Source organism: Pelomonas sp. CA6 (assembly GCF_022549225.1).
GTDB lineage: Bacteria > Pseudomonadota > Gammaproteobacteria > Burkholderiales > Burkholderiaceae_C > Roseateles.
Genome location: NZ_JAKZFD010000001.1, coordinates 339,466 through 351,893, shown reverse-complemented (window position 1 = coordinate 351,893; position 12,428 = coordinate 339,466). Strand labels below are relative to the sequence as shown.

At 68.8% G+C, this 12,428-nt stretch carries 12 protein-coding genes; 4 read left to right on the top strand and 8 right to left on the bottom strand.

From position 1 onward, the window contains the following. Window positions 1–202: 202 nt before the first annotated feature. The gene (locus LZ017_RS01620) at window positions 203–2,596 is read right to left on the bottom strand and encodes a UvrD-helicase domain-containing protein (protein ID WP_241298689.1); all 2,394 of its coding nucleotides are present in this window, start codon (window positions 2,594–2,596) and stop codon (window positions 203–205) included. 90 nt (window positions 2,597–2,686) lie between these two features. Between LZ017_RS01620 and LZ017_RS01615 the strand changes: the two genes are divergently transcribed. Further along, on the top strand, window positions 2,687–3,097 hold the full coding sequence (locus tag LZ017_RS01615) for a YchJ family protein (RefSeq protein ID WP_241298310.1): 411 nt from the start codon (window positions 2,687–2,689) through the stop codon (window positions 3,095–3,097). A 24-nt stretch (window positions 3,098–3,121) separates the two neighbouring features. Here LZ017_RS01615 and LZ017_RS01610 read toward each other — a convergent pair whose 3' ends face one another. Then, window positions 3,122–3,496 carry a hypothetical protein gene (locus LZ017_RS01610; protein WP_241298309.1) on the bottom strand — a complete coding sequence of 125 codons (375 nt, stop codon included), beginning with the start codon at window positions 3,494–3,496 and terminating at the stop codon, window positions 3,122–3,124. A gap of 149 nt (window positions 3,497–3,645) precedes the next feature. On the opposite strand from LZ017_RS01610, the gene LZ017_RS01605 reads away from it, so the two are divergent. Continuing rightward, window positions 3,646–4,371 (top strand): pseudouridine synthase, encoded by a 726-nt coding sequence (locus LZ017_RS01605; RefSeq protein ID WP_241298308.1) that lies wholly within the window; start codon window positions 3,646–3,648, stop codon window positions 4,369–4,371. A gap of 15 nt (window positions 4,372–4,386) precedes the next feature. Here the strand turns inward: LZ017_RS01605 and LZ017_RS01600 are convergent, their stop codons facing one another. Both LZ017_RS01600 and LZ017_RS01595 read right to left on the bottom strand, forming a co-directional pair. Then, on the bottom strand, window positions 4,387–5,466 hold the full coding sequence (locus tag LZ017_RS01600; protein WP_241298307.1) for an exo-alpha-sialidase: 1,080 nt from the start codon (window positions 5,464–5,466) through the stop codon (window positions 4,387–4,389). Window positions 5,467–5,469: 3 nt separating this feature from the next. Next, window positions 5,470–5,739: a MoaD/ThiS family protein gene (locus tag LZ017_RS01595; protein WP_241298306.1), complete on the bottom strand. Its 270-nt coding sequence runs from the start codon at window positions 5,737–5,739 to the stop codon at window positions 5,470–5,472. Between the two features lie 137 nt (window positions 5,740–5,876). Between LZ017_RS01595 and rarD the strand changes: the two genes are divergently transcribed. Next, a complete protein-coding gene (gene rarD / locus LZ017_RS01590) occupies window positions 5,877–6,782 on the top strand; it encodes an EamA family transporter RarD (protein ID WP_241298305.1) in 906 nt (301 codons plus the stop codon). 55 nt (window positions 6,783–6,837) lie between these two features. Here the strand turns inward: rarD and ahpF are convergent, their stop codons facing one another. From ahpF to lysA, 3 genes are all read right to left on the bottom strand, one after another. Further along, on the bottom strand, window positions 6,838–8,391 hold the full coding sequence (ahpF, locus tag LZ017_RS01585; protein ID WP_241298304.1) for an alkyl hydroperoxide reductase subunit F: 1,554 nt from the start codon (window positions 8,389–8,391) through the stop codon (window positions 6,838–6,840). A gap of 162 nt (window positions 8,392–8,553) precedes the next feature. Then, window positions 8,554–9,117 carry an alkyl hydroperoxide reductase subunit C gene (gene ahpC, locus LZ017_RS01580; protein WP_241298303.1) on the bottom strand — a complete coding sequence of 188 codons (564 nt, stop codon included), beginning with the start codon at window positions 9,115–9,117 and terminating at the stop codon, window positions 8,554–8,556. A 150-nt stretch (window positions 9,118–9,267) separates the two neighbouring features. Further along, window positions 9,268–10,539 (bottom strand): diaminopimelate decarboxylase, encoded by a 1,272-nt coding sequence (lysA, locus tag LZ017_RS01575; RefSeq protein WP_241298688.1) that lies wholly within the window; start codon window positions 10,537–10,539, stop codon window positions 9,268–9,270. Between the two features lie 98 nt (window positions 10,540–10,637). On the opposite strand from lysA, the gene LZ017_RS01570 reads away from it, so the two are divergent. Then, the gene (locus LZ017_RS01570) at window positions 10,638–11,564 is read left to right on the top strand and encodes a LysR family transcriptional regulator (protein WP_241298302.1); all 927 of its coding nucleotides are present in this window, start codon (window positions 10,638–10,640) and stop codon (window positions 11,562–11,564) included. Here the strand turns inward: LZ017_RS01570 and folE2 are convergent. Then, on the bottom strand, window positions 11,540–12,334 hold the full coding sequence (gene folE2, locus LZ017_RS01565) for a GTP cyclohydrolase FolE2 (RefSeq protein ID WP_241298301.1): 795 nt from the start codon (window positions 12,332–12,334) through the stop codon (window positions 11,540–11,542). The two genes, LZ017_RS01570 and folE2, sit on opposite strands and share 25 nt — an antisense overlap. Window positions 12,335–12,428: the final 94 nt, after the last annotated feature.

Here is a 12,428-nt window from a genome sequence, read left to right as displayed (position 1 = left end):
CGCTTCTGGGATGCGCTGGCCGCCCCCATGAGGGGCCGCCCAGCCTACCCACCGGGCTTGATGGGTGTTCAGGGCCGAGCGCCGGGCCGCCCCAAGCCGGCCCACATGGCGATGTGCGAGCGGGGCCACCCCCGCGAGCATCGCCGCCCCCTCGGGGGGCCGGTCAAAGTACCCTTTGACCGGGGGGCTCACTCACTCACACTCACTCGATCGGCGTCAACTTCGCCACCGACAGCGCCAGCCACTTCATGCCATGGCGGCCGAAGTTGACCTGCGCGCGCGCGTCGGCGCCGCTGCCCTCCAGCGTGACCAGCACGCCCTCGCCGAATTTGTTGTGGAACACGCCCTTGCCCACGCGCAGGCCGCCGTGCTCGTCGCCCGTCTTCTGGGCCGCGGACTGCTTCATGGTCTGCGGCACGGGTGCGCCACCGAAGCTCGGCGCATCGACCCGCCCGGCACCGACCATGGACTTCAGCCCCGAGCCACGCTGCCAGGCCTGCTGGTAGTCGCGCGCGAAGCCAGAGCCGAAGCCCTGGTTGCGCGGGGTCAGCCACTTCAGCGCCTCCTCGGGCAGCTCCTCGAGGAAGCGGCTCTTGATGTTGTAGCGGGTCTGACCGTGCAGCATGCGCGTCTGGCAGAAGCTGATGTACAGACGCTGGCGCGCCCGCGTGATCGCCACGTACATCAGCCGCCGCTCTTCCTCGAGCCCGTCGCCGTCGGAGAGCGAGTTCTCGTGCGGGAACAGCCCCTCCTCCAGGCCGGTGAGGAAGACCGCGTCGAACTCCAACCCCTTGGCCGAATGCACCGTCATCAGTTGGATGGCGTCCTGGCCCGCCTGCGCCTGGTTGTCGCCCGCCTCCAGCGAGGCGTGCGTCAGGAAGGCCGCCAGCGGCGACATGATCTCGCCGGTTTCGGCGTCCGGCACGGGCTGGGCCGCGGGCGCGGGCGCCGCGGGCAGCCCGGGAGCAATGTCGCCGGGGGCAAAACCTGACCCCGTCTCGTCCACCGGCAGCGCGACGGCGTCCTTGCCGAAACCCTCCTGCGTCACGAAGGCCTCGGCGGCGTTGACCAGTTCGTCCAGGTTCTCCAGCCGCTCCGCGCCTTCCTTCTCGGCTCGGTAGAAGTCCAGAAGCCCCGAGGCCTGCAGCGTGTGCTCGATGATCTCGCGCAGCGTCAGGCCCGTGGTCGCCTCGCGCATCGCGTCCATCATGCCGACAAAGCCGGCCAGGCTGGTGCCGCCCCGCCCGCTGACGGCGCCGACGCTCTGGTACAGGCTGCGCCCGCTCGCGCGCGCGGCGTCCTGCAGCTGCTCGATGGTGCGCGCACCGATGCCGCGCGCCGGGAAGTTCACCACGCGCAGGAAGCTGGTGTCGTCGTTCGGGTTCTCGATCAGGCGCAGATAGGCCAGCGCATGCTTGACCTCGGCCCGCTCGAAGAAGCGCAGCCCGCCATAGACCCGGTAGGGGATGCCGGCGTTGAACAGCGCCGACTCGATCACGCGCGACTGCGCGTTGCTGCGGTAGAGCACCGCGATCTCGCTGCGCGCCAGACCCTGGCGGTGCAGGGCCTGCGCCTCCTCCAGCAACCACTGCGCCTCGGCGAAGTCGCTCGCGGCCTCGTGCACGCGCACCGGTTCGCCGGGGCCGGCCTCGGTGCGCAGGTTCTTGCCCAGGCGGCGGCTGTTGTGGCTGATCAGCGCGTTGGCGCAGTCCAGGATGTTGCCGAAGCTGCGGTAGTTCTGCTCCAGCTTCACGACCCGGCGCACGCGGTACTCGCGCTCGAAGTCGCTCATGTTGCCCACGCGCGCGCCCCGGAAGGCGTAGATGCTCTGGTCGTCGTCGCCGACCGCGAACACGCCCTGGCCGCGCCCCGGCGGCGCGAACATCTTCAGCCAGGCGTACTGCAGCTTGTTGGTGTCCTGGAACTCGTCCACCAGCACGTACTGGAAGCGGCGCTGGTAGTGCTCGCGCACCGCGTCGTTGTCGCGCATCAGCTCATAGGAGCGCAGCATCAGCTCGGCGAAGTCCACCACGCCCTCGCGCTCGCACTGGTCTTCGTAGGCCTGGTAGATCTCCACCAGCTTGCGCGTCTGCTCGTCGCGCAGCTCGATGTCGCGCGGACGCAGGCCATCCTCCTTGGCCCCGGCGATGAACCAGGACACCTGCTTGGGAACGAAGCGCTCCTCGTCGAGATTCATCGCCTTGATCACGCGCTTGACCGCCGAAACCGTGTCGCTGGCATCCAGGATCTGGAAGCCCTGCGGCAGACCGGCGAGCTTCCAGTGCGCGCGCAGGAAGCGGTGGCACAGGCCGTGGAAGGTGCCGATCCACATGCCGCGCACGTTCACCGGCAGCATGGCCGACAGTCGGGTGACCATCTCCTTCGCCGCCTTGTTCGTGAAGGTCACCGCCATCACGCTGGCCGGCGTGGCATAGCCCTGGCTCATCAGCCAGGCGATGCGCGTGGTCAGCACCCGGGTCTTGCCCGAGCCCGCGCCAGCCAGGATCAGCGCCGGCTCCTGGCCCAGCGTGACCGCCGCGTACTGCTCGGGGTTGAGGTTGTCCAGCAGCCCGCGCGGCACGCGCGGAGCGAACATGTCGTCTTGCGGGCCCGCGGGCGCGCCGAAGTCCTGGGAATCCATCCAGCCATTCTAGTGAGCCCGGCGACCCTGGCATGATGCCGCCCCATGTCCCGACCGCCCACCGACGCCGACTGCCCCTGCGGATCCGGCCTGCCCTACGAGCATTGCTGCGGCGCGCTGCATGCGCGCCATGCCCTGGACGGCAGCCTGTGCGCCATCGACGCGCAGGCACTGATGCGCTCCCGCTACAGCGCCTATGTGCGCGGCCTGCACGCCTACCTGCGGGCCACCTGGCACCCCAGCACCCGTCCGGATTCGCTGGAGCCCGATGACGCGGGACTGCGCTGGCTGGGACTGCAGGTCAAGGCCCATCGCCGGCAGGACGACAGCCACGCGACCGTGCACTTCGTCGCCCGCAGCAAGCTGGGCGGACGGGCGCACCGCCTGGAGGAGATCAGCCGCTTCGTGCGCGAGAACGGCGTCTGGTACTACGTGGATGGCGACTTTCCCGGCTGACCCGGCATGCTCGCCATCCCTGGCTCAGGCGAATTCCTGGCGCACGCCGCGGGAGTTGAGCCGCCGCAGCGCCCAGCCCAGCGGCAGCAGCATCGCGGCGACGCCCAGGCCCAGCGTCAGCGACGGCTGCAGCCCAGCCCAACCCAGCCCCACCAGCACGGCCAGCAGCGGCAGGCTGCTCAACATGGTGCGCGCGACGCGGCGACCCCACTCGAGCCGGCGTCCCAGCGCGTTGCCGGTGGCCGCGCAGGCCAGCCCCCACAGCGCGCAAAAAGTCGCCAGCAGCGGCTGGGGCGCCCACCAGGCCAGCAGCACCGCCAGCGTGCCCAGCACCAGCAATCCCCAGGCCATGAAGGTCACGAGGCTGGAACGGTGGCCGATGTGGAATTCCTGAGGCATGTGTTTCTCCCTGTCTTGCTGCGCACGGCCCGAGATCCGGGAATGTGCTGATGTCCGCGCGGCCGGATTGTGTGAAAGCGCCACCCGTGCGTCATACCCCCCATAACGGGGAAATGCAGCATCTGGACGACATCGAACGACGCCCCGCCATGCAAATCGCTGAATCGGTCACACCCCCTGCCCTGCCCCTGCTGTACCTGGACGAGCACATGGCCGTGGTCGACAAGCCGGCCGGCCTGCTGGTGCATCGCAGCAGCCTGGATGCCCACGAGGACGACGCTGCGCTGCAGCGACTGCGCGACCAGCTCGGCCGGCCGGTTTGGCCTGTGCATCGCCTGGACAAGGGCACCTCGGGCGTGCTGGTCTTCGCCCTCAGCGCCGAGGTCGCAGGCCTGCTGGGCCGCACGCTCGCCGAGCGAGAGAGCCGCAAGCGCTACATCGCCCTGGTGCGCGGCTGGCCGGCCGACGCGCAGGGGCTCGTTGACCATGCGCTGGCGCGCGACCCCGAGCTGCCCTCGCGGGGTCAGGTCTTGCTGGAAGCGCAGACCGAATGGCGCTGCCTGCGGCGCCTGGCGCTGCCGCTGCAGACCGATGCGCGCTTCCCCGTGACGCGCCTGGCGCTGCTGGAATGCCAGCCCGTCCAGGGGCGACGCCACCAGATTCGACGCCATCTGAAGCACATGGCCCACCCCATCATCGGCGACGCCAACCATGGCAAGGGGCCGCTGAACCGTGCGCTCGCCGCCTACCTGGGCCTGCAGCGGCTGTGGCTGCATGCCCAGACGCTGGAAATCCGTCATCCGCTGACCGGCACCACGCTGGAGTTCGTCGCCCGGCCCGGCCCGGAGTGGGCGCGCTGGATGGAGGAGGGCTGAGCCCGGCCGTCCGCCTCAACCGAAGCGCAGCGCGTAGATCGGCGGCAGATGGGGCAGCGCCATGGCCCAGCGATCGCCGCCATCGCGGCTGGCCCACAGCGACCCGGTGGTACTGCCCATCAGCAGGTGCTCGCCGCTGGCATCGACGTCCAGCCCATGGCGGTAGACGAGGTCGTAGCAGTCCTGCTGCGGCAACCCGGTGCGCAGCGTTTCGAAACTGCGGCCGCCGTCGCGCGTGCGATTGACCACCAGCGCGCCATCGACCGGGATGCGCTTCTCGTCCTTGACGCCGGGCACCAGCCAGGCCGTCAACGGATCCCGTGGATGGGCCGCGACCGCGAAGCCGAACACCGACAGCGGCGGCCGCAACTCCTGCCAATGGGCGCCGCCATCCTCGGAGCGCCAGACGCCGTTGTGATGCTGGCACCAGAGCACCTCTGGCTCGGCCTGACAGCGTGCGATGCGGTGCGGGTCCTGAATATTGGGATCGTCGCGCTGCTCGGGCGGCATGTAGTCCGCCCGCAGGCCCGCGGCGCTGTGCCGCCAGCCCTGCCCCGCGTCCTCGCTGCGCCAGACGCCGCCGCTGGAAATGCCCAGCAGCAGGTCGTCGGCACGCCGCGGGTGCGGGCAGATGGAATGCACGCCCGGCGCGTCATAGCCGCCGCCGAACCAGCCCAGCCGCGCCGGATGCGACCACAGTGCATCCACCAGCCGCCAGGAAGCCCCGTCGTCATCGGAACGGAACACCCCGCCGGGGATGGTGCCGGCCCAGATCCGGCCCGCCGCATCACGCTCCAACGACCAGATCTGCTGCAGCGTCCAGGCCGGGCCTTCGGCCCCCTCCGGCTGCGCGGGATAGGCCGGCGCCTCCAGCTCGGTCCAGTGGACCCCGCCGTCGTCCGAGGCGTGCAGCTTGCAGCCGAAATGCCCCAGATTCAGCGCCGCCAGCATGCGTCCGCCCCCGGGTGGTGGCGGCAGCAGCATGCTGACCGGATCGCCGAGAAAGCTGACCCGGGCCACGCGCCAGCCGCCGCCCGCGAGGGCTTCGATTTCGATCAGGCCCTTGCGGGTGGCCACCCATGCACGAGACGCCATCGCTCATCCTCCCGACAGGGCCTGCAGCACATGCACCTGCGATTGCGGCTGCAGCGTGTCGCTCAGGCCCACGCGATCGCGCACCCGCTGGCCGTCGATGAAGACGGCCACATGGGGCCGCAGATGCCCCTGTTCGTCCAGCACATAGCCGCGCAGCCGGCGGTGCTCGGCGAAGACCTGCTCGAGCGCCTCGCCCAGGGTCGCCGCGGCGCAGTCCATCTCGGGCGCCTCGACGAAGCGGCGCAGCTGCGCCGTGAAGTGGATGCGGGCCATGTCCGCTGATGCTGCGCGCCCGGCCCCGGCTTGAACATAGGGATTCCATGGCATGCGCAAAGTCATGGGGCGCCGATGCGGTGTCGACCCTGTGTCAGCACGCGGCGAGGCGGACGGGCAAAATCGCGGACCGCTTCATGCAAGACATCATGGCCCACGTCCGCTCCGGCATGCTCTACGCCGCCCTCGCCTATGCCGCGTGGGGCCTGTTCCCGCTCTACTTCAAGCATCTGGCCCAGGTGCCGGCGCTGGAGATGATCGCTCACCGGACGCTGTGGTGCATGGTGTTCATGGTGCTGGTTCTGGCATCGATCAGGCGCTTCGCGTGGCTGGGTCCGGTGCTGCGCCAGCCGCGGCTGCTGGCTGCCTTCGCGCTGTCCGCAGTCCTGCTGTCGACCAACTGGCTGACCTATGTGTGGGCGGTGCAGAACAACCATGTGCTGGATGCCAGCCTGGGCTATTTCATCAACCCGCTGGTCAATGTGGCGCTGGGCTTTCTGGTGCTGCGCGAACGGCCGCGGCCGGCGCAGTGGCTGGCGGTGGGGCTGGCCGCGGCCGGCGTGCTGTGGCTGGGCCTGAGCACCGGGCACCCGCCCTGGGTGGCGCTGGTGCTGGGCCTGAGCTTCGGCGTCTACGGGCTGCTGCGCAAGACCGCGTCGCTGGGCGCGCTGGAAGGCCTGACGCTGGAGACCCTGATCCTCGCGCCGGTGGCCGCGATCGCGCTGGCGGCATGGACGCTGCAGGGCCACAGCGCGCTGGTCGGCGCCGATCTGTCGCAATGGGCCTGGCTGCTCGCGGCCGGCCCGATCACGGCGCTGCCGCTGCTCCTCTTTGCCGCCGGGGCCCGCCGCATCACGATGACCACACTGGGACTGCTGCAGTACATCTCGCCGTCGCTGCAGTTCCTGCTGGGCGTGTGGCTCTACCACGAGCCGCTGGCCGGCTCGCGGCTGACGGGCTTCGTGCTGATCTGGGCCGCGCTGGCGGTCTACAGCCTGGAGGGCCTGTGGACCGCGCGGCGCGTTGCCGGTGCGCCGGCCTGAGCCGCTCGCGCACCGTCAAAGGGAAACCGGGCCAGCGGTCTGGCCCAGGTCCGGCTCAGTGCCGGATCAGGTGGTCGAAGGCCGACAGCGCCGCCTTCGCGCCATCGCCGGCCGCGATGACGATCTGCTTGTAGGGCACGGTCGTCGCATCGCCCGCGGCGAAGACGCCGGGCAACGAAGTCTCGCCCTTGGCGTTGACCACGATCTCGCCGAAACGCGACAGCTCCAGCGTGCCCTTGAGCCATTCGGTGTTGGGCACCAGACCGATCTGCACGAACACGCCTTCCAGCGGCACCAGGTGTTCGTCGCCGCCCACGCGGTCCTTGTAGCGCAGGCCGTTGACCTTGCCGTCGGCGCCGGTGATCTCGGTCGTCTGTGCGTTGACGTGCACGCTGACGTTGGGAAGGCTCATGAGCTTGTTCACCAGCACCGCATCGGCCTTGAGCTGGTCGGCGAACTCGACCAGGGTCACATGCTCGACGATGCCGGCCAGGTCGATCGCCGCCTCGACGCCAGAATTCCCCCCGCCGATCACCGCGACGCGTTTGCCCTTGAACAGCGGACCGTCGCAGTGCGGGCAGTAGGCCACGCCCTTGTTCTTGTACTCCTGCTCGCCGGGGACGTTCACATTGCGCCAGCGCGCACCGGTGGAGAGGATGACGGTCTTGCTCTTGAGCACGCCGCCATTGGCCAGCTGCACTTCGATCAGGCCGCCGGGCTCGGCAGCCGGCACCAGCTTCTCGGCGCGCTGCAGGTTCATGATGTCCACGCCGTAATGCTTGACATGCTGCTCCAGCGCCATCGCGAACTTCGGACCATCGGTCTCCAGCACCGAGATGTAGTTCTCGATCGCCAGCGTGTCGTTGACCTGGCCGCCGAAGCGCTCGGCCGCGATGCCGGTGCGGATGCCTTTGCGCGCCGCATAGACGGCCGCCGCCGCGCCGGCCGGGCCGCCGCCAACGATCAGCACGTCGTAGGCGTCCTTCGCGCTGAGCTTGGCCGCGTCGCGGGCCGCCGCGCCGGTATCCAGCTTGGCCACGATCTCCTCCACCGTCATGCGGCCGGAGGCGAAGACCTCGCCGTTCAGATAGACCATGGGCACCGCCATGATCTCGCGCGCATTCACCTCATCCTGGAACAGGCCGCCTTCGATCACCACCGTCTTGACCTTGGGATTGAGCACCGCCATCAGCGACAGCGCCTGCACCACGTCCGGGCAGTTGTGGCAGGACAGGGACATGTAGACCTCGAAGTTGAAGTCGCCGTCCAGGCCCTTGATTTGTTCGATGAGGTCTGGCTCGACCTTGGGCGGATGGCCGCCGGTCCACAGCAGCGCCAGCACCAGCGAGGTGAACTCGTGGCCCAGCGGGATGCCCGCGAAGCGCAGGCCCTGCTCGCTGCCCGTGCGCTTGAGGCTGAACGAAGGCCGGCGGCCGTCCTGCCCATCGGTGCGCAGCGTGATCTTGTCGGACATCGATGCGATGTCCTGCAGCAGTTGCTGCAAGTCGCGGGAGCTCTCGGAGTCGCTCAGGGAAGCCTCGATCTCGAACGGCAGCGTCACGCGCTCCAGGTAGGCCTTGAGTTGCGCCTTCAGGGTGTCGTCCAACATGGGGTACTTCCTTTCAATCGATGAGCGTCTTCGAGAGCCGGCCCCCTTTCATGACGCGACAGGGCGGCCAGCCCCCTCCCGACGGACCCGCGGCCCGCCAGGAAGGCTTTGCAGAAGGTGGAGGGAATGCCCGGCCACCGTGCAGTGAGAGATCGGTGAGATTTAGATCTTGCCCACCAGGTCCAGCGACGGGGTCAGCGTCTTGGCGCCTTCCTTCCACTTGGCCGGGCAGACTTCACCGGGGTGGGAGGCGGTGTACTGGGCGGCCTTCAGCTTGCGCAGGGTCTCGGCCACGTCGCGGGCGATCTCGTTGGAATGGATTTCCACGGTCTTGATCACGCCGTCGGGGTTGATCACGAAGGTGCCGCGCAGCGCCAGGCCTTCTTCGGGGATGTGCACGCCGAAGGCGTTGGTCAGCGCATGGGTGGGATCGCCAACCAGGGGGAACTTGGCCTTGCCGACAGCCGGCGAGGTCTCGTGCCACACCTTGTGCGAGAAGTGCGTGTCGGTCGTGACAATGTAGACCTCGGCGCCGGCCTTCTGGAACTCGGCGTAGTGCTCGGCCGCGTCCTCGATCTCGGTCGGGCAGTTGAAGGTGAAGGCGGCCGGCATGAAGATCAGCACGGACCACTTGCCCTTCAGGCTCTGCTCGGTGACCTCAATGAACTTGCCGTTGTGGAAGGCCTGCGCCTTGAACGGCTGCACTTGGGTGTTGATCAGGGACATCGATACTCTCCGCTGTGGGGTTGATGGGATGGAGAGAATCATATGGCGATCCCGCCGCCCTTAGTTTTGATTTATCGAATCGGGGTCATTGGGCCAGGCTATTGAGTGTCGCTATCGCTTAAAAATTGTGCGATAGCGGAACCTGTCGGTTCAACACTGCTCCAGCGCTAGCAACTCCTCCACCGTCTGGCGGCGGCGGATCAGGCGGGCGGCCGCGGGGGCGTCCCCGTCGATCAGCACCTCGGCCGCGAGCGGGCGGCTGTTGTAGTTGCTGGACATGGATGCGCCATAGGCCCCGGTGTCATGGATCACCAGCAGGTCGCCGACCCGTGCCTGCGGCAGTTCGCGCGTCAGCACCACGCCGCCATCGCCTTGCGTGAACACATCGCCCGACTCGCACAAAGGGCCAGCCACCACGGTGGGCTCTGCGACGCGCGGCTGCCCGTCCGCCGGGATCAGGCTCATCGCGTGGAAGCTGCCATACATGGCCGGGCGCATCAGCTCGTTGAAGCCCGCGTCCACCAGCGTGAAACGCTGGCTGCCTTGGGATTTGACGGCCCGCACCTCGGCCAGCAGACAGCCAGACTCGGCCACCAGGTAGCGCCCCGGCTCCAGTTCCAGCGTCAGCGCGTGGCCCAGCAGGTCCTCGGCCTCACGGCGCGCCGCGTCCCAGAGGCTGAAGTAATGCGCGGTATCGATGGGCGCCTCACCGTCGCGATAGGGAATGGACAGCCCGCCGCCCGCGCTGATCGCCTGCAGGTCCATGCCGGCCGCCCGCACCTGGCGCACCAGGCCCACCATCGCGCCGCAGACCTGCTGCAGATGGCCATAGTCCACGCCGGAGCCGATGTGCATGTGCAGCCCGATCAGGCGCAGTCCGCGGCGGCGCACCACCTCCAGGGCCTGCGGCAGCTGCGCATGCCAGATGCCGTGCTTGCTGTGCTCGCCGCCGGTGTTGGTCTTGTTGCTGTGGCCATGGCCGAAGCCGGGGTTCAGGCGCAGCCACACCGGATGCCCTGGCGACAGCTCACCCAGTTGCTCCAGCATGTCCGTCGACCCGGCATTGACCGGCACCTTCAGCTCAACCACCGTCTTCAGCGTCTCGCGGTCCAGCAGATCCGCGGTGAAGACAATCTCGGAATGCAGCGCCGCGTCGCCCTGCCCCACACTGAAACCGGCGCCAAGCGCGCGCAGCACTTCGCCGCGCGAGACCGCGTCTACCTTGACGCCTTGCTCGCGCATCAGGCGCAGGATGTGGGTGTTGGAGCAGGCCTTCTGCGCGAAACGCAGCGTGTCGAAGGACTTCAGCGCCGCGATGCGTGCGCGGATCACCGCGGCGTCATAGACCCACAGCGGGCTGCCATGGCGCGCCACGAGTTGTGCGTAAAGAGCCTGTCGGGCGGGAGTGAGCGGCTGCGGCATGGTCGGTGCGGCGAAGGTGGACAAGACCCCAGCATGCCCGGCGCCTATCATTCAATCAATTGCTTTGTTGTCTGCCATCAATTCACATTTGATATGTCATGAGCCTGAGCCATCGCCACATCGAGGTGTTCCGCGCCGTGATGACGGCCGGCAGCGTCACCGGGGCTGCCGCGCTGCTACACAGCTCGCAGCCCACGGTCAGCCGCGAGCTGGCGCGCATGGAGCAGCTGCTGGGCTACGCGCTGTTCGAACGCCAGGCCGGCCGGCTGCGCCCCACGGCCCGTGCGCTGAGCCTGTTCGACGAGGTGCAGCGCGCGTATCAGGGGCTGGACGCCGTGATCGCGCGCGCGCAGGCGCTGGGCCGGGCGGAGGACCAGGGCCTGGCGGTGCTGGCCTTGCCTGCGCTGACCCATGCCCTGCTGCCGGCGGCCGGTGCGCGCTGGCGCGCGGCCCATGCGCAGGCCGCATTGAGCCTCACACCCCAGGAATCACCGCTGCTGGAAGCCTGGATGGCCGCGCAGCGCTTTGACCTGGGTTTGAGCGAAACCGCCGCCGCCGTGGGCGGCACGCACGGCGAGACCCTGGCACTGCTGGATGAGGTCTGCGTGCTGCCCGCGGGCCACCGCTTGCTGCAGCGGCGCATGCTGCGCCTGCAGGATTTCGCAGGAGAGCCCTTCGTCAGCCTGGCGCCGGACGATCCCTACCGGCACCAGTTCGACCGCCTGTTCGCCGAGGCCGGCGTGCAGCGACTGCTGCGCACCGAAACGCACAGCGCGATCGCGGTCTGCGCCCTCGTGCAGCAGGGTCTGGGCCTGGGGTTGGTCAACCCGCTGACCGCGCTGGTCTGCGCCGGTGAGGGCCTGCACTGGCGTCCCATCGAGGTGTCCGTGCCCTACCGGGTGCAGCTGCTGCGCCCGCTGCATCGCCCGCTGCAGCCGCTGGCCGAGCCCTTCGTCGCGGCGGTCAAGGCGGTGCTGGACGAGGCCGCGGGGCGGCTGGCTCAGGCGCGCTCGATGCGCGCGTAGGCGCTGTGGTTGTGGATGGACTCGAAGTTCTCGACGTCCACCGCATAGGCGCCGACGCGCGGCTCCGCGTTCAGGCGCAGCGCCACGTCGCGCACCAGGTCCTCGACGAACTTCGGGTTCTCGTAGGCGTGCTCGGTGATCCACTTTTCGTCGGTGCGCTTGAGCAGCGGCCAGATCTCGCTGGACGCGCTTTCCTCGGCGAAGCGCACCAGTTCCTGCCAGCCCAGCGAGAAGTCCTTCAGTTCGGCGCGTATCGTCACCAAGGAGCGCTGGTTGTGCGCGCCATAGTCCGATATCTCCTTGGAGCAGGGGCACAGGCTCTTGACCGGCACGGCCACCTCGGCCCACACGCGCGTCTGGCCCGAGCGTGTTTCCGAGATCAGCCGGCCCTGGTAGTCCAGCAGGCTGGAGATGCCCGACACCGGCGCCCTCTTGCGCAGGAAGAACGCGAACGCGACCTCGATGCGCCCCTCCTGGGCCTCCAGCTTGCCCAGCATCTGGTGGTGCAGCGCGTGCAGCCCGGCGGCATCCAGCGGCTCGCTCAGCGCGTCCAGCCAGGCCACGAAGCGTGACATGTGCGTGCCCTTCTTCTCGGCCGGCAAGAGCACATCCAGCGTCCACTGACCCACCGTGCCTTGGGACTCGCGCCCCACTTTCAGCTGCAGCGGATAGCGCACATCTTTCACCCCGACGCGTTGAATCACCAGGTGACGCTCATCGCGTTCGCTCTGGGTGTCGGGAATATGCAGGGCGCTGGTGACTTGGTTCATCGGGACTGGAAGCCTGCGGCCACGGGCCGGGACTGCGGTTCAAGGGTGGAAGCGGGCATCAGAATGACAGCTTGTGGCCAACCTTGCCCAGGCA